Origin of the sequence: Pseudoalteromonas sp. OF7H-1, from assembly GCF_022347825.1 — a bacterium.
GTDB classification, from domain to species: Bacteria; Pseudomonadota; Gammaproteobacteria; order Enterobacterales; family Alteromonadaceae; genus Pseudoalteromonas; species Pseudoalteromonas maricaloris.
Window position 1 is genome coordinate 86,806 of the sequence record NZ_JAKRFX010000018.1, and the last position, 25,950, is coordinate 112,755.

Sequence of the window (25,950 nt, forward strand, 5' to 3'; positions counted from 1 at the left end):
TATTAGCAGAGTAGGAAAATGTTCCTGCAACATAGAACTTACAACGCATCTACTGAAAGTTCAATGGTTCGTTTGTAAAACCGTCAAATGTAATGGAGATATGAGCTTTTTTATAACGAAATTATACGGATGAAAGTTGAAACAAAACATTTCTAGATAAAAGTAAAACAAAGGAATGAGTAAATTGTTGCCAAAAAAAGGACACCGCGATGGTGTCCTTGACGATGAATACCTGTGGAGTTGCTTACTCTTCAGTGATAAATGCTTCACCGGATTGAATCCACTCTGCTGGTGGCAATCCTTTCAGGTGATAATCAAAGTATTCTTTCATACGAATTGAATAATCTAGCTGATTTGGCAGCTTTTTCAGATGGTGCGGTTCACCTTCGTATTGTAAGAAAATAGCGTCTTTATCATGTCTTCTTAAGGCTAAATAGTATTGAATACCTTCTTGCCAAGGCACTGCGCCGTCGTTATCGCCAAACATGATCAAAATCGGCGTGTTTACTTTATCAGCGTAAAACACTGGAGAGTTTTCTATATATAATTCAGGCGCTTCTGTTAGCGGTTTACCGATACGGCTTTGGCCTGTTTCGTATTGGAACTGTCTTGCAAGACCTGATTCTAAACGGATCCCACTGAATGCTGAAGTCATATTGGATACTGGCGCGCCAGACACAACCGCTTTAAACATATCTGTCTGTGTGATCATAAATGCACTTTGGTAACCAGCCCAAGAGTGGCCTTGTAAGCCAATTTTATCCGGATCCGCAACACCTGTATCAATCAGCGCTTGTGCTGCATTGATCATGGTTTGTGTTGAAGAGCGCCCTGGGTGGCCGATTTCAAAACGAATATCAGGCAAGAATATCGCATAACCGTTTGAGGTATACATTGGCAGGTTTGGTCTGTGATTTAACTCCATTTTCGGGAAGTCATACATGCGCTGGCTCATATAGCGGTAGAAGTAAATCACCACTGGCACTTTATCACCGGCTTTATAATCAGCAGGTTTGATTAACACGCCTTGAAGATCTTCGCCATCGTAGCCTTTGTACTTCACAAGTTCAGGTTTTTGGCCCCAAGCAAATGTCTGCTGCTGTGGATTTAAATCTGTGAGTTTTGTCGGGTTATTAAAGCCGCTATCTGAGACCCAATAATCAGGAAATTCTTGATAAGACTGTCTTGTGAAAATATAAGTGTCCGCCTCTTTGGCTTTTCTCACAACACCATATTTAGCTTCGCCAGACAAAACAGTTTGCAACTTGTTATCTTGTAGGGAAAGCGTTGCAATATGCGTTTGTTTATTTTCGAGGTTGTGCGCACTTAACAGTAAGGTATCGTCTGGGTTAAAGCCTAGTTTGTCCTTATCTTTATACTCAATGCGGTATTGTGTTTGGGTCTTATAGCCGTCAGTTAGTCGAGTTGCTTTTGCCGTTTTGGTATCAAATGCCCAAATATCATATTTACTGTAGGCGTAGAGCGTCGAACCATCGAGCTGCCAACCAGCAAATCCAAACCCTTTATTTGGTTCTGGCTTATCATGTTTATCATCCGCGAATAGTGCGTTTTTAACCGCTTTGCTGACTGGGGTAAGCTGTTGTGTGGATAGCGATTTCAACCAGACTTGTTCACCGTCGAAATAGGCCGCATGTTTACCATCAGGCGCGACAGTAGGGCGGTTTGAACTTTCTTTAACGATGAGTTGTTTATCACCACTGCTGATATCAACGCTGTAGTAGTCGCGATAAAAGCCTTTGTACATAATCTGCTTTAGGTAGGGAGTATCGTCGCTGCCCAGCACAAAATTTGCGTTTGTGTGCAGTGAAATAGCAGGCACTTGAAGGTTTTCAAGCTGTACTACACGCTCGCCATTAATATGATAAACCGCTTGATAATGTTGATCTCGACGGCTTTCATTCCATGTTTTTATTTCTCGAGTTTTGATTTCAGGATCGGCATTGTGCCAAACCTTTAAGCCTTTTTGCTGGCGAATGGTATCGTAATCAAAAAGTGAGCTTTCATCTGTGTATTTAAGCACTTTGGCTTTTTCTTCAAGCTGTGGACGATTTTCAAAAAACAGTCTTGAGCCATCTTCAGACCATTTGATTGATGCTGTCTTGCCTGAAAACCAACCGCTTGGGTTGTGGATGTCGGTTATTTTATTGCTTGTTGGAGACCATAATTTGAGTTGGTAGTCGCGGCGGCGCTTGTCATCGTTGACATAATTACCTAAATAAAAGGCGACATGTTGAGAATTGGGTTGCCAAGCAATGTCTCCTAAAGTCACACCGGGCTCATCAATAAGACTTGTGATTTGATTGCTTGCTAAGTCAATAACGGCCACACGGTTTTTACTGCCGTCTTCACTGCGCTGATTGACAAGTATCGCGTTACTATTTGGTGCTACTTTGTATGCTGCGATGTCGTCATAGCGAGTGCTCTCATTGTTAGAAAGATTCAGCACTACAAGCGTTAAGGTTTCGTCGCCTTTATCTGCACTGATTTTGAGTTCATCAGTTTGCTCGTCTGTATTCGCTTTTGCGTCTGATTTGTTGTCGCCTTTTTTTGCATCCTCACGGTACACCAGCCATAGGCCATCATCTGAAAGTTGATAATCTTTAACCGAGCTAAAGGTTTGCTGGGCCTTAGTTGTGGTATTCACCAACACTAAGTTGTTTTTTAGTGTTTTTTTCTTCTTTTTATCTGCCGTTTCTTTTTCAAGTAGGGTAGGGCGCTGGGTAAAGCTAACCCATTGACCGCCTTTATTGATAACTGGATTCGTGCCACGGGGAACCGATGCAATCAGTGCTTTATTATTGAGAGAATACACTTGGCCTTCGCTGTCACCACGGTAAGGCTTTGCACTTAGGCCGAGGAATGTGCCTTGTTCGGAGATCACCGTACCCTGAGGGTAACGAAAATCAAAAACATCTATAAATTCAAGACTGGGTTTAGCTGCTAAGCTGCTTACACTAAAAAGTGCTGCGCTTAAGAGAGAGAGTTTTAGAGTCATATTTAGAGCATTTTAGTATGTATTTATGATGTTTTTATCACTTTTAACGGTGAAACTAAAATGCTCTGCGGTGTGCGGATGTATTTAAGCGGCTAGCCGCAGGTGCTTAAAGCCAGATTTTCTCAAGCTCAACCCACTGTTTATCGAATTGCGCGGTTGGTTTTGCTTTAAAGTCACTTCTGACAAACTGATTCATCTTACCCTCAACAAAAGCTAAGAATAGGTTAGCTAGTACACTTTCTTCGCTCGTGAATGCCTTACCTTCTCGTAGTTTACGCTCTCTTAATACTTGTTTGAATTGTGTCTCAAGCTTTTCAAATAAGCTTTGTACTCGTTCACGTAAGCGTTCTTGCTCACCTTGTAGTGCATCACCCGTTAAAATACGTGTGATCCCAGGGTTTTTCTCTGCAAAGGCTAGGAGTAGAGTAAGAATGTTGTAGATCCGGTTACGGGTTTCTTTTTCGTTTTCTAGGATTAAATTAATGCGTGACAGTAACGTATCTTCGATGAACTCAATAAGCCCCTCAAACATTCTCGCTTTACTTGGAAAGTGGCGATAAAGCGCAGCTTCTGAAACCCCGACTTCAGCAGCGAGTTTAGCTGTGGTAATACGCTGTCCCGGGCTGGTTTCCAGCATTTGTGCGAGTGATTGAAGAATTTGCTCTTTGCGATTACTACGTTTTGTCGCTGGCATGAAATTTCCCTTATTTTTCTAATTGTTATATTGTTTTTGCCGGGTTTATTAAGCACAGAGAGTGATGCGCAGAAGTGCAAACCCCGACTCGTTTACACGTTATCGGGGTATCATGTTAATGTTTTATTCAGTTTCTTTCCAGTCTTTTACATGAAGGTTATTTTATCTTTTCGGCAATAGCTTGCATGACAGTAAGTGCTAACTCTTTTTTGCTAGAGTGAGGGAGTTCAAGTCGGTCTTTTTTCCAATATAGGGTCAATGTGTTGTTATCAGAATTAAAACCACCTGTGCTATCCGACACATCATTCGCACAGATCATATCCAACCCTTTATTGACCAATTTTCCTTGCGCATATTCGGCGACATTCTGCGTCTCAGCGGCAAAGCCAACGGTATAAGGACGAGACTGTTTTAGTGCTGCGACAGTAGCGATAATATCGGGGTTTTTGACCAGTGTTAGTGTGATTTCATCGCCTTGCTTTTTAATCTTTTGCTCGGCAACAGTGGCTGCACGGTAATCAGCGACCGCCGCGCAGCCGATAAAAATATCCGATTGTACGGCATATTCGAGTGCAGCTTGTTGCATCTGCTCAGCACTTTCTACATCAATTCGAGTAATTCCAGTGGGGGTATTCAGTGAAACTGGGCCTGCGATCAGATTTACGCTTGCACCTAGAGCCTTTGCCGCCTCAGCAAGACTAAAGCCCATTTTTCCTGAACTGTGGTTAGTAATAAAACGCACAGGATCTAATGCTTCACGCGTCGGTCCTGCAGTAATAGTTACCGTTTTTCCTGCTAATACTTGCTCAGTAGGGCGAAGTGCAGCTAAACACAGTTGCACCAACTCATGGGGTTCAAGCATGCGTCCTGCGCCTACATCTCCGCAGGCTTGCTCGCCTTTACCGGGTCCCCAGATTTGGACATGGCGTGAAGCTAAGGTATTGAGATTTGCTTGAGTCGATAGGTGCGCATACATCTGTTGATTCATAGCTGGCGCTACGGCAACAGGCGCGGGCGTTGCGAGCAGTAATGTGGTCAGTAAATCATCCGCAATACCCGCCGCCATTTTGGCGAGAATATTCGAGGTCGCAGGAGCAACCAGCACTAGGTCTGCCCATTTTGCAAATTCGATATGCCCCATTGACGCTTCTGCTTGTGGGTCAAGCAAAGAGTCAGAAACGATTTCACCAGAGACCGCCTGCATTGTCAGTGGCGTGATAAAGTGCTTAGCAGACTCAGTCATCACCACTTTGACATCTATTTGCTGTTCTTTTAGGCGGCGAACGAGTTCTGCGCATTTGTAAGCAGCGATACCACCGCTGATCCCAAGTAAGAGGCGTTTATTTCTTTGCATGTTTGTTTTATACGATCACAGTATCAATAAACTAAAGATATCACAGTCTGTGTTTGCTTTTGAATAATCGTGATCACCCGCTAAGCTTAATTTAGTCAAGGAGACATACAAATATAAGGAATAGTAGGATGCAAATATCAGCCTTACCCAAATCTGCACGACCAAGAGAAAAGTTAATTGAGCAAGGCCCTGAAGCATTATCTAATGCCGAGTTATTGGCTATCTTTTTACGCACTGGGATCAAAGGATTAAATGCCATAGAGCTTGCCGAATCCTTGTTGCAAGAACAGCAAACTTTACAGCGTTTATTCAATGCCTCGTTAGAAGAGTTTTCAGCGTTAAAAGGCTTAGGCGTTGCCAAATACACGCAGTTACAGGCCGTTTTAGAGCTAAGCCGGCGTTATCTAAAAGAAGAGTGCTTAAGAGAAACGGTATTTCAAAACCCGACAGCGGTACGTGACTATTTGAGTGCTCAACTACGGGGGCTTGGGCATGAAGTGTTTATGGTGCTGTATCTAGACAACCAAAATCGCCTGATAAAAGATGAAGTGTTGTTTCACGGTACAATTAACGCGGCTTCGGTTTATCCAAGGGAAGTAGTAAAGGCGGCACTAAAATACCACTGTGCAGCCGTGATTTTTGCCCATAACCATCCATCGGGCGTGGCAGAGCCCAGCGAAGCGGATAAACTCATCACGAAAAAATTGCAGCAAGGCTTGGCACTGGTTGATATTAATGTACTTGACCATTTAATCGTCGCCGGAAGTCATTGTATTTCGTTTGCCGAGCGAGGACTGATTTAAGCTGAGTTGCTGTTTTATCAGGTGGGTTTCGCTTTCTCAAGTTGTCCTTTTGAACTGAGCAAAATGGAATGGAGCTTGATCACTCAGCTTTTACTCGAAGTGTGAGGTAGCTGGTGGAGTGTTGCTGCCCAAATATACGTATAAGCACGAAAATTAAACAGTGAAAATTACGATGTAGAAAGGGCCAAAAAAGAAATTTGCTCGTTAAATCAGCATATTTGTATAAATTTTATAAATTAGTTCAATTTAAATGCAGTTTTTACTTTCCTAGTGGGCTTCGGATCATTATAATTGGCCGCTATCAAATTTACCCATGAGCTGATTTCAGTAGGATCAGATCCTTGATCTCTGCCTGTAGATACTGTATAAAGAGCGCCCTTTGATTTTACCTAGGGCACGCAGTTAAAAGGCCTTTAAGGGAAAATTAAGCTCGAGCGAAGTTATTGGAGATACATAGACATGTCTAAAGTCTGTCAAGTTACAGGTAAGCGCCCAGTGGTTGGTAACCACCGTTCGCACGCGCGCAACGCTACTAAGCGTCGCTTCCTACCTAACCTACAAACACACCGTTTTTGGGTTGAAAGCGAAAAGCGTTTCGTTTCTCTACGCACTACTACTAAAGGTATGCGTATTATCGATAAAAAAGGCATCGACGCGGTATTAGTAGATATCCGTGCTCGCGGCGAAAAAGTTTAAGGAGCTGAATCATGCGTGATAAGATCCGTTTAGTTTCAACTGCTGGTACTGGTTATTTCTACACTACCGACAAGAACAAGCGTAACATGCCTGAAAAAATGGAGATCAAAAAGTTCGACCCTAAGGTTCGTAAACACGTGATCTTCAAAGAAGCGAAAATCAAGTAATTCGTTTCAAGAATCAATAAAAACCCAGCTTCGGCTGGGTTTTTTGTTTTTGTACTTTAATTTTTCACGGTTAATTGCCAAAGCTCACCACTTGATTGCTTCAGCTCACTGAAAACCACATCGCCATTTTGCAATATATCAAACTGTCCAATAAATCGTTGTGGCGGGGTGAAATACAGCTTTTCTTGTTTAGTCTTCAGGTCAAATCGCCAGATACTTTTGTCTTTTTCATAGTAAAGCGCATTATCTCTGAGTCGCCAATTCAGCCAGTTTCTCACTGGTACATCCGTCACAACTGCAGACTCTTGCCCGTCTTCCAGTTGCCAAATTCCGGGCTGTGTAAACTTGGTAAAATACAACACATTATTAAGCTTGTAGCCGCTGTAGCCACCTTGTGTTGTAAGTTGCTGATGTTGGTTTGTTATTAGATTTAGAGACCATAACTGCCAACTACCAGAGCGTTCACTGCTGTAAATGATTTCATTGTTATCTTGGCTGTAATTGGCAACGTAAGGCTTAAGCTCAGAACCTATAAGTTGTGTTGTTTTTTGGCTGTTGATAGCAAACTGGTAAATGGCGTCTTGATATTCAAAAAGTATTTTAGAAGCGTCATTGTTGAGTTGATAACGTTGAAAATTAAATACGTGAGGCAAGTCAACTTGAGTGTGTTGTTGTGTTTCAGTGTCCATAGACCATAAAGCGGAATGCGCGCCATGATCTGAAATATACCAAACTCGCGGCATTTGATTTGCGCGAGGTAAGCGATTCAATGCCTGATTATCAACGAGTGGTGAAAAGGTTTGCTCCGATACGTCGAAAAGGTGAATTAGGCTAGTTAACTTATATTGGTTAAAGAGCAGGGTCTCGTTGCTATCTTGTAATACTAGGCTTTCGATTGGAGCTGTTAGCTTGTGAAGCAGTTCTACTTTGCTCGATTTTATATCGGCGCGATAAATGCTGCTGCCTGCGCTAAAGTAAATCGATTGCCCGCTAGCAGACCAAGTTAGTGCCGTGAGATTATAAGGTAACTTAACGGTGCTTTTTACTGACATGCTTGGGTAATCGTATACCGTCAGTTCGTGTTTATCTTCTCCAAGGTAGCGTGCGGCGGCGAGCTGGTCTCTAGTTGTGGATAAACTAAATAGGTGGTCGCCTCTGAGGTTTCCTGAGATTGGAGGAAGCGTTAGCTGGATATGTTGTTTTGTATTCAAGTCGAAACGGTAAAGGCCGTATCCACTATGTATATTTGTACGTTTTCGATAAATGATTTCGTGCGGATTTGCGCCCCATATTAGTTTAATGTTTTCGATAGGCTGGCAAGAGAATAGCGTCGTGTGCTGTGCCTGCGTGATATCAAACTGTTTTACGGTACAGCCATTATCATCGTCGATATAGGCAATGTGTTTGGCGTCTGAGCTTAAGGCTTGTGCGCTGATGTTGCCTGAAAACAGCTTTCTATGTTGCTCGCTGTGATTGAGCCATAACTCCGCCTGCTGAGTGTTCGTAGGATGCAGGTAACTAAAGCTTTTATATTGAGTCGCGCTACTTAACTGCAGTTCAATACCGCTCTGGCTCGTTAATTTTTGTGGCGCGAGAGGTTTGTTATTTTGCGCAGGCTGCATGAGCTGATAGGCAACAAATGCACATACGCTGGTAATAAGTAGTGAAGCACCTAAAAGTGGCACGATCCGGGAGCTGGTCTTATTTATTGTTGCCGGAGTATGACTTGTGACTGCGGGAATCAGTCGGTATCCAAGGGTAGGGATAGTCTCTATATACTCAGTTTTACCATCTAATTTATTCATATACTGGCGCAACGTCGACACGGCTTTATTGATTGCGCTTTCTGTGACTACGCGACCTTGCCACACTTCTGCAATGAGCTTATCGCGCGAAACAACATTACCATTTGCTGCAATTAAGGTTTGTAGCAATAAGTAAGGCTTAGGCTCAAGTCTGATGGAGTCTGTGCTACTCGTCAGCGTTCGATTAACCGTATCAAACCGAATGGCTGCAATCTCATAGCGCATTTATTATCCCTTTGATTATATTGTTTATATTTATTGGTAAGGAATTCCTCACAACGATTTCATGTAAATTCGTCGCGCCCTTTTTCAAAGTATTTAGAGTACATGAAAACAATAAAATAGGAATGGCCAACATGACAAGTCGAATGTTTTTAAAACAGGCGTTAGGTTTAACACTCGCAGCTTTAGTCGCGGGTTGTGGCAGCAGTAGCGACAGCAAAAAGGCGTTAAGCAATGACGATGGAGTGTTAAAACCCGTAAACGGTTTTGAGGTTCATCAACTCAATGAGCGTTACTATTATATGAAGCCGATTGAAAAGCCACATAAAGCGTACAAGCTGATGTTGGCTTTTCATGGTTCTGGAGGGACTGCTTACGGTATGGCAAGTTTAACCAAGCTACATGAGCAAAACGATGATTATATCGTCGTTTATCCCAAATCAAAAAATGAAGAGTGGAATGAAGGCTGTGGTTGTAACAAGGCACATCGTTTAGGTGTAGATGACTTAGGCTTTGTTGATCAGATGATTGCAGAAATAAAAGCTAAATATGATGTCATTGACGGTGAAATTTACGCGACCGGCTTTTCTCAAGGCGGGTTATTTGTACAAAACCTATTATGTAACCGTTCGGAGACGTTTAATGCGATAGTAACGGTTGCCGCACCTATGTCCTACCAATTAGGTGATAGCTGTAATTTTTCGACACCTACAAACTACCGAATTATGCACGGTAAAGCAGACTCAGTATTGCCTTATAATGGCAAAAGTCACGCAAATTTTGGGCTACTCTCGTCACCTCAAGCGATTAAAATTATTGCTAATCTAAACTATGAGGCTGCTTTATCTGTTGATGAAGAAATAGCGGAAGGCGTGACGTTAACTCACTATCCTAATCGCAATATTCAAACGCAGCTAATTAGTGTAGGCGGGGCTCATCATAGCTGGAATTTACCACCTGTCCAAACCACCGAATCGATAATGACATTTTTTGAATCGACAAGTCGTTATGCACTGCCCCAAGGTTCTGATCTTATCGCAGTAAACAACGATTATTACCATGTTCGACAATTAAAACAGCACGCTGATAAACCAACTGTGGTCATGCTCTCGGGCGCGAATATGCATTTTCATAGTGACAGTGCTTGGTTCGCGTTACTACAGCCTTACTTGGCAGAGAGTTTTAATGTTTACGTCATTGATAGGCTAGGGCAGGGATTAAGTAGTGTTGATGACGCGCCTTCCATGAATAAATTTGCACACGACCTCCCTGTACTATTTGAAAAGCTCAATCTCAGTGATGTGCATTTGTTGAGTTACGCAAATAGTAACTCGGTGCCGCTAATTGCGATGCAAAAATCACAGGAATTTAAGCAAAAGATAGCCAGCATGTTGTGGTTAGACCCAGATATTTTACTGCCACATTCTATTGCTCAGTATCAAGGTTATCCAGTTGATGTTTATCGTCAATACGGACAAGACTTGATTGATCATGTTGCTGCAGGTAATTGGCAAGAAAAAATGGATGGAAAAATAGCTGAAGAACAGGCGCATATTGAAACACTGCTTGAAGGAAGCGAGTTTGCAGACTACATGGATTGGCAATATTTCAATCATATAATGCAAACCCGCCATAGTGTTGCAGCTCAACTTACTCGAGTACACGAGATGATGAACTACCATGACGACTTGGAGTTAGTAAGAAACTGGCAGCCAGACAGCAGTATTCCGATTTCAGTGATAGACAGCGAGTTTGAAAAACTTGATATAGCCAATGCTGACTCTGACGAAGCGAAAGCCAATCTAATCAAATGGGAAGCAGAGGGGAGAAAATGGTCGCAAGATGTTGCTGAAGCCAGTGGTGGGCAATACTTACCAATAGCCTCAACTGAGCATCTGATCCCATTTACCCATCCTGAGCTTATTAAGCAGGCATTGACTGAGCTTGCGAACCAATGACGTCTATCCAATTTGCTCGATGAACGCTTGAAGCGTTGAGTTAACATATAGAAAACGCGAGGTAGAAATCGACTCGCGTTTTTTATTTTTAAAACCTAATGAATTAAATAATAAGGTTACCGCATGGTAAGAAAGTACTGCCGCACGTACAATCTGGAAGATTTCTATAAAGCCTTTAGTTGTAAGTCGTCCTGTGTATTTCAGAAAAATAAGAAATTTTCGTCGCTTTTCTTTAAATTAGGCCACTTGCGATACCATTTTCCAGTTTTTAGCCATGTATAAGTCACTGTTTCACAATACTATATACCTCAATGAGACGCATGCTTGTACACTCGCCTACATATTAAAGTGTGCTTTTAGTTCGGTTTTGGAGGGAAGTTAGAGAATTGCAACGCTCCACTTACTTGATTTCATTTTGTAGGTTCGTCATTTCCTCTGTTGGACGGAGAAACGAACAGAACCGCTGTGGAAAAACGAGTCACTCGAAATTCAATAATCGTAAGTAAGGTACAGTCAAAAGCTGCTTTGATTGTCTCTATCGCCTTTTTCGTGTTTATGCTCTTTTAATTTAGGATGTTTTTTCTTTTAGAACTTGCCTTGATACCCATATTATTTACCTGCGTTAAGCAGAACGTAACCAAAACTAGAGTGGTTCTAAAAGTGTAGATATGCAAAAGTTACATTTAATTTATTGCATCGAAGGTGACTACAATCCGATAGAACCTAACAGGGGTAGAATCTCTCACTCAAGTATTTTGAATAAACAGTATTAAATACAGTTGATAGAAAGATTCCTCATCACCCTTACAGGCACTACTTACATTGTTTAAAAATTGTTTTTGGCTAAAACTTATCATCATTAATATCTGTAACGGCAGAGTTTTTCTGAAGCGCAAGGTGCAATACTACCGTTTTAAAATGAGAATTAAGTCTCAATCCTTTGTATTGCAATTTTCAATCGATCGTTCTCACAAACCAGCACGCCTTTATCACATTCTATTTGGGCCAGTTTACTCATCCTGTCAGACGCTTGTGATGTGGTACGCTGAAACCCCAACAGACCTAAAGCAGCAGATGCAGCATCTGTAATACTTATCGCATGGGCATCTTGTACTGTTAGCAATAGTGCATTTGTAAGTTCAGCGTCACATACATTTTCAAGTTTACGTGTTGTAGCGTCAACATTGTCCCAATTTCTCAATTTTACTGTGTTTCGGCCTTTTGGCCATAACACACCGTCTAGGCTTACATTAATTAGACCTTGAGATGTAGCACTTTGAATAGCTTGGTTGACTATGCGTTTGATCTTGGCTCCTACTCTTGAAAGCCCTGCTGCATTTGCTAATCGAGTTGCAACTACTGTGGTATAAATTGGGTATTCTGTTTCAACGATACGTTCAACAGCATGCACTAATACACTCAATGGGATTGCACTGAAATCATCGACATGTGGAATATTTAATTTGGACACATCTGCTTTCCTGTAAGGTGTAGTGCAGGCTTCAAACTCTGGTTGCTCTTTTTCAATCCTGAGGATAGGAGCGGCAACAGGCTCATGTGAGACAACTTTGGGCTTTTCCAGCTGAATACTATTCGCTTGTGTTGTTAAAGAACGCATCAGGTCATCATGTTGGGCTATCGCATTATCAATTAGTCCTTTCAGCCGATTTAGCTCAGCGTCAGGGTTTCTAAACCAGTCGGTCGACCAAATTCTTTCAAATGTCCAGCCTAATCCCTCCAATACACTTTGTCTTAGCCTTTCGCGATCGCGTGCAGAAGCTGCTTCGTAATAACCAGCTCCGTCATATTCCAAGGCTAATACGAATTTAGAGGGGTCTTGCGGGTGCTTTATCGCCAAATCAATATAGTAACCTTGGCTACCAACTTTGGTTTCAACTTTATAGCCAAGACGCTGGATAGCCTGATGTAGTAGAGTACCAAAGGCAAAACTCTGTTTCTGTTCTTGTACATGAGATTTACTTAACTGGCCCGAATCAGCGAACTGTAAAAAGATTTGCAGTGAGTTAATACCAAGCGGGCTATCTGCTCCAACTTTTAACTCTTCACCTTTAAAGTTTGCAAACACCTCCATGGCTAGACGAGCTCGTGAAATAAGAACATTTAGCCGCCGTTCGCCACCTGGTTTGTTTAGCAGGCCAAAATTTTGACTAAGCTGGCCCGTTTTGGTTTTACCGTAACAAATACTTATGTAAATAACGTCACGTTCATCACCTTGAACGTTCTCAAGGTTTTTGACGAAAAATTCGTCACCACCAGCATGGCGAGCAAAAAACTCGTCCGTTTCGGGGTTTAATCTGCGCTCTTTCTCCAACTCAAGCAATATGGCATCCCGTTGTGACAGGCTGAAAGCGACAACGCCTAAGGACAAATGAGGTTTAGTCAAGGCATGGTTAAGAACGGCTGCCACGACAGCTTGAACTTCGCCGGCGTTGGTGCGAGAACTTCCTTTGTCATAATGAGTGTTAGGCAAATAGTGAAACTTCAGCCCTGTTGCATCGGGATGAAAGCCTGGGCTGGGAAAAGCAAGTAATTTGTTTTTGTAAAATTGGTCGTTTGACACTGCAATTAGTGAGTCATGGCGCGAGCGATAATGCCAGCGAAGCATCTTACTCGCAGCTCCTCTAGCTTCGATTAACGCCAAAATGCTTTCCATCTCAGCTGTGACACTGTTTTCTAGTTCATCTTCTTCCAGTTCTACTGCTTTACCAAATAAGCTATTTGGAGGCATTTGCTTACTGTCACCTACTACTATTACTTGTCTCCCACGTAGCATTGCACCTAAAGCATCTGGAGCTGGTATTTGACTTGCTTCATCAAATATTACCAGATCAAAGTCCAAAGCACCTTGCTTTAAGTAAGTTGCAATAGACATTGGGCTCATCATGAAAATGGGCTTCACTTGCTGAATAATGTTGCCGGCCTCAGCAAGAAGTTTTCGAATGGGAATGTGACGCTTTTTCTTGCCAAGCTCGCGCAGTACCAATTCCATCTCGCCTTTTGCTGATTTCTTAGGTAAACGTTCATATAGACGATTTACCAATAGTTCTTGTGCAAAGAAAAGGCTTTCACCATCGATACGCTTAAACTCTTTCAAGCTTCGCTCATGTTTAGTGCGATCAAATCTTCTTATCGCTTCTGAATTATCATAAGCATAATTGACCAATCCTTTATAGTAGCTAAGTTCGAAGCTAGTCATTAATTGTTTTGGAGTGTCGCTCCACGAAAAAGCTAGTTCAGTAAGCGTTTTTATGTTGTATGGTTCAAAAGCCTGTACTATCTGATTGTAGCGCGCGAAATCATATAGAAGAGCAGAGTTTTGCCAGTCAGTTAATAAGGTATTCAACCGCGAAAATGACATTGATTGCAAGTTGCTATTTTGCTTACCGTTGTCTATTTGTAGTAACTCATTTAGTGTTTGCAGGAGCTTTGAAATGTCGTTGCACAGCGTCTTAATGGAGTCCGCTTGAGTAACAAGTATCTTCTTATCAATTCCCTTATCAATCAATTTTGCCAATGAAATTGGTAATTCATTGGCTGTAATTTTTGAATAAAACTCTCTGATCCAATTGTTTACTTTAGAAAGTTCCTCTAATTCCGAACACTCACTTTGCCAGATAACGCCGAAGACATTAGACAGTATCTCCTGATAACTTTCGAGTTCCTTTATTGTGCCTTGGTATTCGAGTCCAGCATCTACTGCATTGAGCCACTCATCTGAAGATGCGGGAAGTACACCACGCCAAACTCCGGCTAATTTTGCCTTTGATTGGCGGTATGTTGGCGATAAGAAACGCCACCATTTATCTGTTCTGCCAACCAAGCCTTGACGGATACTAAGTAAATCAGAACTTAGCGCTTGCGGGATAAAGTGTTGTTCGCACTTGGTTTTCAGATGTAGTAAGTTACTAAAGCACGATAGTCCATTATCGATTCGTTTTCTATCTGACACCCATACTGGGTTATTAACTTTAATATTCTTTAGATCTGGTACTTCAGCTAACCATGCTGCTGTTGAAATTAACGGATTTACATCACGCAAGCATGCAGGCTTTTCAAGTTGAAGAGTATCACTCAGAGAATTAGCTTCGTTATAAAGTTTACTGAGTAAAGAGCTGGTTTCTATTAAAGTTGTGTTTAGATCTTGTTGAGTAGATGGAGAAAAATCAGTGCGGCATGACATAGAAAAAGAATGTTCAGATGGAACTCCAACAATCTCTAGTTGCTGAACTAGCTCTGCTACAAGCTTTTTCGCATTGTTATATTGCTCGGAAGTCCATTGCTCGAAAATACTAAATGGTAATACAGGTAAACTGTTGTCAGGATCTTTTGCGTTTACTTGAAGCAAACCTCCAAGGGATTCTATGTAATTGAGGCTACTTCTAAGAATTGGCGATCGTATCGCATTCACATATACATCCAACGCCATTTTTGACTCAGACAACTCCAAAAAGTCTTGCTCACGGCTTTTTGTTTGTGGCTTTCCTTGATCAAGAGAGTCTCTGATCGAACTTAATACGGTTTTCTTTGTGCTTTTATGGCTGTGTAACTCTAGTACAGCTAAGCCAAGGTGAGTTTCATCCAGCCTTTTCTTTACTACTTCTAGTGCAGCCATTTTTTGCGCGACAAAGAGAACTTTCTTTCCCAACGCAACGGCTTCAGCGATGATATTGGTGATGGTTTGCGATTTACCTGTGCCAGGTGGACCTTGAATAATCAAATCAGCGCCAGATTTCATAGCCAAGATCGCTTCAATTTGACTTGAATCAGCATCCTTTACAAGATGGAGTTTTTCTGGGTGATTCAGATCTTCTGGGTTTATTTCAATCGACTGTTCAAAACCATCTCTGAACAAGCGACTAATTAACGATAATTGTGATGGTCTTTTGCCTTCAGGCCAGCCAGATGGGTCAAGATCCATGTACATTTGAAACTTGCCAAAGGAAAATAGCCCTAACCCAATCTTATCCTGATGCACCCGCCAAGAGGACTGGGCTGCAATTGCATCCGAAACAGCTTTAAAGTAATCACTGATTGTTAAATCATCAGAGTATGTTGGAAGCATTAACTTGAACTCGGTTCTAAGCTTTGCAGCTAAAGTCAGGTTTGAGCCTAGCTCTTCACCTGTATATCGTAACTTAAAACTGTCTCTTGCGGACGAGCGAATTAATTCAACAGGAACCAGAATCAAAGGAGCATATCTGGAAACAGAAGCGTTTGTTGGTTCACTCCATTGCACAAATCCAAGCGCGAGATATAAAACTTCAACGCCTTGCTCCTGTAGCATTGTATGCGCTTCAGTTTCAAGCTTTAACAATGCTTTATCAAGTTTTGAAGGGATCAATCCAGTTTGCAGATATTTATCAATAAAGCGAGATTCCCCCTTCTTCTGTTCTAAGTACAGATCAAGCGGAGGCAGATCAGTTTCATCATCTGCAGAATAAAAGGTTCCTTCGTCATCATTCTCGGTAATTTTTTGTTGATACACTTCAGGGAGGGGTAAAAAACCAAGTGAGATTTCTTTCTCAACTAATATTTCAAAAATGTTTGCCGATTTTTCATCTACAATATCGAGAGACTTACTGCCACTTCGGTAATTTAACTGAGGATTCGCTCTAAGACCCATATCGAGTAATTCAAGACGCGCGCGCTCCAACTGCTGCTCAACAACCATAAAATTCCCCTTTGGTTTATTAGGCGATCTACATATTTAATTTTTTGTCAAAAAACAACATAACACGGTTTTTCCTAAAATCAATATTGCTACTAGTTGAGGGATGACGGCTGATTATGAATATACCGGAATATTTAACCTAACCTAGAACAGTGTAGCTACTTATAGCCCGATCTTTTAGGTCGGGTTTTTGTGCCTAAAGCTTTTTAAAGAATAGTGACATTTTGCTTTGCTGACAAAATCGACACCGTTGCAGTTAGGACTAAACATGACAATGAATGCAATAGAGCCGTTTTGGCAGAAATTAGGCATGCCTAATTTCTAATATCATGAAAAGTAATAAGATTAAAACCCTTGAAAAGTTACCCTACCTTTTCAAAGAAATCACCTAAGAGTTTGTGGGATTATCTAAATTAGTTCTGAACAAAAAGCTGTAGGAGCTTTCTTGGTTTTTCTTTTGAGTTACATCTGATACAGCTCAATTATGAGAAGTGTTAAACAGCTTATATGTGGTATCAGAGATAGGAGAAAAATTTATTTTTTGGGAGCCCGTCCAGCCAATGGTAATCAGCTATCATAGCCAATAGCCATATGGATAGGCAAACAAACTCCGCCATCGATGGCGGGTTGAAAGAAGTACTTTGCGGTGTCGGTGCACCCAAGGAAGTAGTTATGCATACTAAACGGAGATAACCACCTTTGAAGAGTGATAACAGGTTTCAATTAAATTGCACATTAAAAGAGGGGTTGAAAGTGGAAGGTCCTGCAAAAACCCCATTAGTACATTATGCCGGAATCGCAGCTATTATATGTGCGGTATCACTGCTTGCATATGTGTTATTTCCGAACGGGCTCTCCTGATGCTTAACTGGTTACATCAGTGACGTACATAAAATCCAGCGACGTAGTTGCTACGCGTATTGCTGTTAGCTTTGCAAAAGAGTGGAGCATGAGCGAGTGCCTAATATTGCGCGAAGCTTTTACCTGTGTTAGGTGACGCTGCTTCACATTTTATCAAACCTACGGATAAGTGCTTGCGTTGAGGTGCGTGGGAAATAAAAAACGCGAGCTTGTCTGCCGCTCGCGTTTTATTTTTAAAAGATAATTTGATAGCTAAATCAGTCTATTACCTCATGGTCACAAATTCCTCGGAGCCGGTTGGGTGTATCGCGACTACCGAGTCAAAGTCTGCTTTGGTTGCGCCCATCTTCATTGCGACGGCGAAGCCTTGGATCATCTCATCTACGGCAAAGCCGATGCCGTGTAGGCCTACTACGGTTTCTTCTGGGCCTGCGCATACAAGCTTCATGCGACATGGTTGGCGGTGCTGAGTGACCGCGGTGTACATTGCAGCAAAGGTAGAGGTATAGACCTTGATGTTGTCTTTACCGTACTTTTCTTCCGCTTCCGGCTCTGTTAGACCAATGGTGCCAATTGGTGGGTGGCTAAATACGACGGTAGGGACTAAGTCGTAATCCATTTTTGCGTTTGGCAATTCCGGATTGAATAGGCGCTCGGCTAGCATTCGACCTGCTTTCACGGCAACAGGAGTAAGCTCTATGCCACCATCCATAATATCACCGAGCGCGTAGATACCTTTGGCTGTGGTGTTTTGCCACTCGTCTACTTTAATATGGCCGCTAGGCGTGGTTTCTACATCTGTCGCAGCGAGGTTGATAAGATCTGTCATAGGTTCACGGCCAATTGCCCAGATCAGTTTGTCTACGGTGTAAGACTCACCATTTTCAAGATGTAAGGTAACTGAACCATCCTCTTCTTTGGTCACTGATTGTGGTACTGCGTGAGTGTGCAGCGTTGGACCTTCTTTTTCCATTACCTCAGTTAAGGTTTCAACCAAGATAGGATCAAAATTACGAAGTGGAGCGTGCTTACGAACAAATAGGTGGGTTTCTGTACCCAGGCTGTGCAATACGCCCGCAAGCTCTACCGCGATATAACCCGCGCCCACAACCGCTACGCGGCGAGGCTGCTCTTTAAGCTCAAAGAAACCGTTTGAATCGATACCATGCTCAGCGCCTGGAATATTAGGGATCGTTGGGCGACCACCTACGGTAATATTGATATGATCGGCAGTGTAGTGCTCGCCGTTGACCTCAATGGTGTTGTTATCAACAAACTTAGCAAAGCCATTGATCACGGTGACGCCATTTTTTGCTAGGTAGCCGTTGTAACCTTGGTGAATACGGCCAATGTAGGCTTCGCGGCTCTCAACGAGTTTACCCCAATCGAAGTTCTTTAGTTCAACATCAAAACCATAATCGGGTGCGTATAGTTTAATGGCTTCAGCAACTTGAGCGCCGTGCCACATGGCTTTTTTTGGAACGCAGCCCACGTTTACACAAGTACCGCCTAAGTGCTTTGCTTCTATTAATGCCACCTTGGCACCTCGCATCGCCGCTCGGTTTGCAGATGCGATCCCGCCGCTACCGCCACCGATTGCGATATAGTCAAAATGTTGAGCCATAAAAATTCCTCGCCAATTATTTGTTTTGCTTAAACCCTACTACTTTATATTAAGTAAATAGCAAAAGTGCACAACCGAAGACCGATATTAAGCAAAAATCTGTTCAGATACTTGTAAATGCGGTCATTCACCCTTATTTCAACCTCAATATTAGATTAGAAAATAAAGAGCGTGCCCATGAGTAACCCATTAATCGGGCTAGAAGGATTGCCTCCTTTTTCGAAAATTAAGCCTGAACATATTGTTGAAGCATTAAAATCTGCCATCGCGCACTGTCGTGAAACTATCGACACTGTTTTAGCGCAGTCGAATTATACCTGGGACAACTTTGTACTACCGCTAGAAGAAGCGGACGATAAACTTAGCCGCATGTGGTCGCCGGTATCGCATATGCACTCAGTGGTCAATTCAGAGGCGCTGCGCAAAGCGTATGATGAGTGTTTGCCATTAATCTCAGAATATTCGACTTACTGTGGCCAACATCAAGGACTATATGAAGCTTATAAAGCAGTAAAAGAGTCAGCTGAGTTTGGTAACTTAACGATTGCTCAGCAAACGTCGGTGGATAATGCACTGCGTGATTTTCAACTTTCTGGTATTGCGCTGGAAGCTGCGAAGCAAAAACGCTATGGCGAAATTGTGGCACGACTGTCGGAGCTGGCATCAAAGTTTGGCAACAACGTAATGGATGCCACTCAGGCATGGCAAAAACATATTACTGATGAGTCTGATTTAACTGGGCTACCTGAGTCTGCCTTGGCACTTGCCGCTCATACTGCCGAATCCAAAGGATTAGAAGGCTGGGTATTTACGCTAGATATTCCTTCTTACCTTCCTGTGATGACTTACGCAGATAGCCAAACGCTCCGTGAAGAGGCTTATCGTGCGTTTGTAACCCGTGCTTCGGATCAAGGGCCTAATGCTGGCGAGTTTGATAACTCAGCGATTATGCATGAAGCGCTTACGCTTAGACACGAACTGGCTCAGTTACTTGGCTTTTCTAGTTTTGCAGAAAAATCACTGGCAACCAAAATGGCTGAGACGCCAGAGCAAGTATTTAAGTTTTTAAACGACCTTGCTGCTAAGTCAAAACCACAAGCCGAGCAAGAAGTGGCTGAACTACGAGACTTTGCGAATAAAGAGCACGGTGTAGGTGAGCTAAAACCTTGGGATTACGCATATTATGGCGAAAAGTTAAAACAAGCTAAGTATGCGATTTCTGACGAAGCGCTGCGCCCGTACTTCCCTGAGCATAAGGTACTTGCCGGTTTATTTGAAACCGTAAATCGCCTGTTTGGGATCCGTGTGAGTGAAGTCAAAGACATTGACACTTATCATCCAGACGTACGCTTTTTTGCTATTCACGATGATAAAGGTGAGTTGCGTGGTCATTTCTATCTCGACCTATATGCCCGTGAACATAAGCGTGGTGGTGCTTGGATGGATGACTGCATGGGCCGAAAAGTACGCGCAAATGGTGAGTTGCAGACTCCTGTCGCTTATTTAGTGTGTAACTTCAATAAAGCCGTTGGCAATAAACCTGCGCTATTTACCCATAATGAAGTAACCACTTTATTCCATGAGTTTGGTCACGGTATTCATCACATGCTTACGCAAGTGGATGCAGCGCCGGTTGCTGGTATTAATGGTGTGGCATGGGATGCGGTTGAGCTGCCAAGTCAGTTTTTAGAGAACTGGTGCTATGAAGAAGAAGCGCTGAACTTTATTTCAGGGCACTATGAAACAGGTGAGCCGTTACCAAAAGAAATGTTAGACAAATTACTCGCGGCAAAGAACTTCCAATCAGCTATGCAAATGCTACGTCAGTTGGAGTTTTCATTGTTTGATTTTCATATTCACGCTGACTTTGAGCCAAACACAGATTGCCAAATTCAAGCGACGCTCAATGCGGTGCGTGAGCGCACAGCGGTTGTTAAAGCTCCCGAATTTAATCGCTTCCAGCATAGCTTTAGCCATATTTTTGCTGGTGGCTATAGTGCAGGCTATTACTCTTATAAGTGGGCAGAAGTGTTGTCTGCGGATGCGTTTTCTAAGTTTGAAGAAGAAGGGATATTTAACCCGCAAACCGGGCGTGAATTTATGCATCACATTCTTGAAAAGGGTGGTTCAGAAGCGCCGATGGTACTGTTTACTCGCTTCCGTGGTCGAGAACCAAAAGTAGATGCGCTATTACGCCACAGCGGGATCGCCGCCTAGTACTTTTTCCATTCTATAACGCCTTCTTCTGAAGGCGTTTTTTTTGTCTTAGAAAGTGTGACTTTTTGTTAGCAAATTCAATATCTCTGACTATTCTATAAAGATATGAATTAATAGGGAAAGCCACATGACGAAACTGGTTCTTGCCATTGATGATGACAAACTCGTCCATCACATTGTTGATGAGGCGCTATCGCGTACGTGCAAAATATTACATGCGAAAAATGGTGAGGAAGGCTTACGGTTAGCTAAAAAATATCGTCCGGATATTATTTTGCTTGATGTCGAGATGCCTGGACTGTCGGGCTTTGCGGTATGTGAGCAACTTAAAAAGCAAGACGACACCATTGAGATCCCAGTTATGTTTTTGTCTTCTCGTGCCGATATTTCAGAGCGGATGCGGGGCTACAACGCCGGCGCTGCAGACTACATAGTCAAACCCTTTAACGCCGAAGAATTGCTAGCGCGTATTAATGTTCTTGATGACTATAGAAAAACCTCGTCGCAGCTCAAACAAGACGTACAGCGCGCCCAAACCACAGCTGAAATAGCCATGACCGACTCTGGTGATATGGGTCGTATAATGCGCTATGTTGGGCAATCGTATCACGCGCATGACCTCAATACTTTGAGCGCTCATTTTTTAGAGTTTTTTATGCCGATGGAGCTCGATGTTGCGGTGGCTTTTTGGTACCACCAAGACGCGATGTTTTATTCCAGTGAAGGTGCTATTCAACCGATAGAGCAAGAGCTATTTGAGAAACACAAAGATGGCAGTCGCTTTGTTGATTTTGGTCGCAGAACTATCATTAACTATCCTAAAGTCTCTTTACTGATTAAAAACATGCCAGTGGACGATGTTGCGGTTTATGGTCGCTATAAAGATTTGTTTCCGCACATACTGGAAGCCACTGATGCCAAAATCAGAGACATGGAAGTCAGTGAAGATGCGCTCAATAAAGTGGAACATATCGGGCAGGTATTTGCTGAGCTGAGCGATCATTTAAGCGGCGTTGGCGATCATTACAGTGGCAAAGTTGCTGAGTTTCAGACGGTGCTGGAAAGCGATAAGCTTGCAGTCTTAGAGCCAAGTGAAAGAGAACGGTTGCAAGAACTCTATGAGCACTTCACTTATTTAAGCGATGAGCTAACCATAATTAAATATAAGTTAGGAGAAGTGACTGAGGTACGCCAGCAGCTTATAGAGAGTTTAAACAAAATAGCGAAACCTTGGGGTGAGGATGAAGTGGCGTCGCAAGCAGATATTGAACTGTTTTAAGCCACTGGATAATCAAAGACACTAGAAAGGGAAAGGGGTATACTGCCACGGTTGGTAACCCTTGGGAGCTTAGCTTGTACATTCACACCCCTTTTGAAGAAAACAGATCCTACCTAGATACGCTAACTAAGCTGTTTAATTTATCCGCGCTTACTATTAACGAGGCGGAGTTTCAATTGGTTTATGATGAGCTAGGCTTACAATTATTCAAAAAAGATGAGCCAAAACTCGGTGCTATCCGAGTTGACTTTGTGACTGGCGCAGTTGCTCATCGACGCAAATTTGGTGGTGGTAAAGGGCAAGCAATTGCAAAAGCAGTGGGCTTAAATAAAGGTGCTGTGCCTACGGTATTGGATGCAACTGCGGGACTTGGACGCGATGCCTTTGTGCTTGCGTCTATGGGTTGCAAAGTTGTGCTACACGAGCGTAACCCGGTAGTCGCAGCGCTGCTATATGACGGCTTGCAACGCGCCTATCAAGATGCTGAAATTGGCGAATGGGTGCAGTCAACTATGCGACTGGAGTTTGGTTCCAGCCATGACTTGCTAGAGCAAGCGGGTTGGCGTCCAGACGTAGTGTATCTTGATCCTATGTTTCCACATCGTGAAAAATCGGCGCAAGTGAAAAAAGAAATGCGTGTATTCCAAGACTTAGTTGGCAATGATTTGGATGCGGACGCACTGTTACCTTTTGCTTTGCAGTTAGCCACTAAAAGGGTGGTGGTAAAACGTCCAGACTACGCTGGCTTCTTAAATGATAAAACGCCAAGTATGCAAATAAAAACCAAGAAAAACCGCTTTGACGTTTATGTTAATGCCGCAATGAAATAGCACACACTACCTGATTTAATTTTGTGCAGTAGATATCTAGATGGATATACGCAAAAAGTATGGTTTTGTACTATTGTACAGAAAAGGTAACCAGATTTAATTAATTTGTCATAAATCCTTAATACTCTTGCGGAGCATTTTGATAAAGGGGTTGTGATTCTATGCGCGTGTCTACATTTACTCGGCTATTGGCAATATTATTGACCACTGCGAGTATTCTACTTGGGGCGAGTCTGTTTTGGGCGAGCCAAGTATTAACTGAGCTTGATGTGCAAGACGCCGCTTACAATCAAGTTAAAAATGCGGTGATCATCGAGCTTGAGGGTACAGTAGAAGATTACTTGAGTGCGGGCGACAGTCAGTATTTAAGTAAGGCTGATGAACAAATCAAAGCATTACAGCAAAGTGTAGAGCAGTTGCCACCAGCGCTTGCTGAGCAACTTAAAACTAAACTCACACAACTACAACAAGATATTGCAGGCAAATACCGTGCACTTGGCAAGCTTTCTGGTAATGAACTTGCGTTGTTGGATAATGCGCTCAGACAAATGTCAGGTTCAGCATCGAGTCTCGTTAAGTACGCAATTAAAGCACAAGATAGTGCTGCCAAAGAATCCTACTTTAATCTCGCTTCAGACTATTTTAGCGAAGTATCAAACTTGAGCTTATATACCTACCAATTAGTCATGGCTTACGAACAGCAGACCGAGCAGAGTTTGATGTCGAGCTTAAGCCGTTTGCAGGATATTGCTGCGCGAATAGACCGACTCGAAAACTTAGGGGTAATGAGTGAGGTAGACGAAGACGAGCTATTTTTAGGTGCCGAAGCCGAAGACCTCGCGCTAGAAATAAAAGCGGAGCTTGTGAGCTGGCCTAAACGTTATGCCCGCGACTTGGAAAATACCTTACAGCAGTCCAAACAACGTCAAGCTGGCATGCTGGCACTGCGAGGTGATATTAAAGCAATCTCAGAGAATATCCTGCAAGCAGAAACCAACTTAAAAACTGAGCAGGCTGACGTAAAAACCAATGTATTTATGCTGTTTGGTGTGGCAATTGGGTTACTCGTGCTGCTTGCAGGTGGTGTCTATTTTGTACAGTTCAATCAAGTATTAACTCCGCTAAGACAACTTCGCGATGGCTTCGCTCAGCTTATCGAAAGCAATGAATTACGTAATATTGAAAGTAAAAACCAAGACACTGAAATTGGCGAAATTGCGAGTTACTTTAATCAGTTAATTGATAGGCAGCGAGCAGAAGCGGACGAACGCTCAGAAATGCTGAGTGTGATCAATACCTTTATGGAAGAGATGAACACTAACTTGGTGCAGATCTCTGCACAAGCTGGAGACACGTTTGAGCAGGTGGAGCAAAACCAAGCACAGCTTGACTCGCTTAGAGCGCTTGGGGCGGATGCCAATCAAATCAACGCGCAAGTTGCCGACAATGCCAATAACACCTTTGAAGCAATGACACAAAGCGTGTCCTATGCGGATGCTATGTTGAGCGCTTCATCTACCACGCAAAAGCGAGTAGAGCAGGGATTAGAGAGCTTAAATGAATTACTTAATGGTGTTTCGGATGTGAGTAAAGTGATTGATATGATCAGCTCCATCGCAGAACAAACGAACCTACTCGCGCTCAACGCGGCGATTGAGTCGGCGCGCGCAGGTGAACATGGCCGCGGGTTTGCGGTCGTTGCGGACGAAGTACGAAAGCTTGCACAGCAAACACAAGCCTCACTGACTGATATTCACCAGCAATTAAATGTTTTGAGTGATAATTCAAACAAAGTATCGACACAAATCTCGGCTTTGGCAGATGAGGCACAGCAGCAAACAAGCCATGCACAAGAGTTGAAACGCAATTCAGAAGGTGTGGCAGAGAGCGCACAAAGCGCCAACCAAGTTGCCGCCCATGCAATGGATCTTGCCAATCAGCAATCAGATCTACTAGATACCTTTGGCCACGCCATGGACAGCATGAAAGGTCAGGTTAATAGCTCACATGAGCAAGTTCAGCAAATTCAACAAAGCCTTAAAGAGAAAATGCGAGAGATCAGGGGCACTTTAGGTTTGCAGTAATCAGGATTGTGCCGTAGATCGAGATTTATCTCGACAGCATAAGCTGAAACGTCGGAGCCGCTTCACGCGGCGAGCAACTAAAAGCTCGCGAGGTAAACTCGTTCCTACCAGCGAGTATTGTAGGTCGAGATTTATCTCGACTACTGCAAGCTAAAACGTAGCAGCCGCTTCACGCGGCGAGCAGTTAAAAGCTCGCGAGGTAAACTCGTTCATACCAGCGAGTGCTGTAGGTCGAGATTTATCTCGACAGCATAAGCCAAAACGCAGGAGCCGCTTCACGCGGTGAGCAGTTAAAAGCTCGCGAGGTAAACTCGTTCCTACCAGCGAGTGCTGTAGGTCGAGATTTATCTCGACAGCATAAGCCAAAACGCAGGAGCCGCTTCACGCGGTGAGCAGTTAAAAGATCGCGAGGTAAACTCCTTCCCTCCAGCGAGTGCCGTAGGTCGAGATTTATCTCGACAGCATAAGCTGAAAACATCGGAGCCGCTTCACGCGGCGAGCAGTTAAAAGAGCATGAGGTAAACTCGCTTATATGGACTCCTCCAATTGTACAAGCCATTTTTAGCATTATTGGTGTGATTGCGTGCTTATATCCGGGCTCTTGATGAGGTGCTACCTCGGCCTCTTTGATGTATTCGCGCCCTTGTG

Annotated in this window: 15 protein-coding genes; 8 read left to right on the forward strand and 7 right to left on the reverse strand. The window is 43.0% G+C overall.

Annotated elements, in window-relative coordinates; all coding sequences use genetic code 11:
* Positions 1 to 244: 244 nt before the first annotated feature.
* The 3 genes from MHN30_RS19315 to coaBC all read right to left on the reverse strand — a co-directional run bounded on the left by MHN30_RS19315 (position 245) and on the right by coaBC (position 5,064).
* Entirely contained in the window at positions 245 to 3,016 is a 2,772-nt protein-coding gene (locus MHN30_RS19315) for a prolyl oligopeptidase family serine peptidase (RefSeq protein WP_239360783.1), read from the reverse strand.
* Positions 3,017 to 3,122: 106 nt separating this feature from the next.
* Complete coding sequence (gene slmA, locus MHN30_RS19320) at positions 3,123 to 3,710, reverse strand: nucleoid occlusion factor SlmA (RefSeq protein WP_010376740.1); 588 nt, start codon at positions 3,708 to 3,710, stop codon at positions 3,123 to 3,125.
* Positions 3,711 to 3,867: 157 nt separating this feature from the next.
* Positions 3,868 to 5,064 (reverse strand): bifunctional phosphopantothenoylcysteine decarboxylase/phosphopantothenate--cysteine ligase CoaBC, encoded by a 1,197-nt coding sequence (coaBC, locus tag MHN30_RS19325; protein WP_010605892.1) that lies wholly within the window; start codon positions 5,062 to 5,064, stop codon positions 3,868 to 3,870.
* Between the two features lie 128 nt (positions 5,065 to 5,192).
* Here coaBC and radC point away from each other — a divergent pair, with 128 nt between their 5' ends.
* The 3 genes from radC (at position 5,193) to rpmG (ending at position 6,730) form a co-directional block, all read left to right on the forward strand.
* Positions 5,193 to 5,867, forward strand: coding sequence for a DNA repair protein RadC (gene radC / locus MHN30_RS19330; RefSeq protein ID WP_010605891.1), 675 nt, complete (start codon positions 5,193 to 5,195; stop codon positions 5,865 to 5,867).
* Positions 5,868 to 6,326: 459 nt separating this feature from the next.
* Positions 6,327 to 6,563 (forward strand): 50S ribosomal protein L28, encoded by a 237-nt coding sequence (gene rpmB / locus MHN30_RS19335; protein WP_010376746.1) that lies wholly within the window; start codon positions 6,327 to 6,329, stop codon positions 6,561 to 6,563.
* A gap of 11 nt (positions 6,564 to 6,574) precedes the next feature.
* Positions 6,575 to 6,730, forward strand: a complete 156-nt coding sequence (gene rpmG / locus MHN30_RS19340) for a 50S ribosomal protein L33 (RefSeq protein ID WP_010364212.1) — start codon at positions 6,575 to 6,577, stop codon at positions 6,728 to 6,730.
* Positions 6,731 to 6,786: 56 nt separating this feature from the next.
* Here the strand turns inward: rpmG and MHN30_RS19345 are convergent, their stop codons facing one another.
* Entirely contained in the window at positions 6,787 to 8,760 is a 1,974-nt protein-coding gene (locus MHN30_RS19345) for a winged helix-turn-helix domain-containing protein (RefSeq protein WP_239360786.1), read from the reverse strand.
* A gap of 131 nt (positions 8,761 to 8,891) precedes the next feature.
* Here MHN30_RS19345 and MHN30_RS19350 point away from each other — a divergent pair, with 131 nt between their 5' ends.
* Positions 8,892 to 10,715, forward strand: a complete 1,824-nt coding sequence (locus tag MHN30_RS19350; RefSeq protein WP_239360789.1) for an alpha/beta hydrolase — start codon at positions 8,892 to 8,894, stop codon at positions 10,713 to 10,715.
* 925 nt (positions 10,716 to 11,640) lie between these two features.
* On the opposite strand, the gene MHN30_RS19355 is transcribed toward MHN30_RS19350, so the two are convergent.
* Together MHN30_RS19355 and gorA are read right to left on the reverse strand one after the other, a co-directional pair.
* Positions 11,641 to 16,407 carry a DUF3320 domain-containing protein gene (locus tag MHN30_RS19355; RefSeq protein ID WP_239360792.1) on the reverse strand — a complete coding sequence of 1,589 codons (4,767 nt, stop codon included), beginning with the start codon at positions 16,405 to 16,407 and terminating at the stop codon, positions 11,641 to 11,643.
* Positions 16,408 to 17,533: 1,126 nt separating this feature from the next.
* Positions 17,534 to 18,892 (reverse strand): glutathione-disulfide reductase, encoded by a 1,359-nt coding sequence (gene gorA, locus MHN30_RS19360; RefSeq protein ID WP_010376766.1) that lies wholly within the window; start codon positions 18,890 to 18,892, stop codon positions 17,534 to 17,536.
* A gap of 177 nt (positions 18,893 to 19,069) precedes the next feature.
* Here gorA and prlC point away from each other — a divergent pair, with 177 nt between their 5' ends.
* From prlC to MHN30_RS19380, 4 genes are all read left to right on the forward strand, one after another.
* Complete coding sequence (gene prlC / locus MHN30_RS19365) at positions 19,070 to 21,109, forward strand: oligopeptidase A (RefSeq protein WP_239360794.1); 2,040 nt, start codon at positions 19,070 to 19,072, stop codon at positions 21,107 to 21,109.
* A 127-nt stretch (positions 21,110 to 21,236) separates the two neighbouring features.
* The gene (locus MHN30_RS19370) at positions 21,237 to 22,388 is read left to right on the forward strand and encodes a response regulator (protein WP_239360795.1); all 1,152 of its coding nucleotides are present in this window, start codon (positions 21,237 to 21,239) and stop codon (positions 22,386 to 22,388) included.
* Positions 22,389 to 22,519: 131 nt separating this feature from the next.
* Positions 22,520 to 23,218 (forward strand): class I SAM-dependent methyltransferase, encoded by a 699-nt coding sequence (locus tag MHN30_RS19375; RefSeq protein WP_239360799.1) that lies wholly within the window; start codon positions 22,520 to 22,522, stop codon positions 23,216 to 23,218.
* A 161-nt stretch (positions 23,219 to 23,379) separates the two neighbouring features.
* A complete protein-coding gene (locus tag MHN30_RS19380) occupies positions 23,380 to 25,302 on the forward strand; it encodes a methyl-accepting chemotaxis protein (protein ID WP_239360796.1) in 1,923 nt (640 codons plus the stop codon).
* A 238-nt stretch (positions 25,303 to 25,540) separates the two neighbouring features.
* On the opposite strand, the gene MHN30_RS19385 is transcribed toward MHN30_RS19380, so the two are convergent.
* Positions 25,541 to 25,950, reverse strand: a 410-nt coding sequence (locus tag MHN30_RS19385; protein ID WP_239360797.1) for a hypothetical protein, incomplete at its 5' end; no start/stop codon positions are given.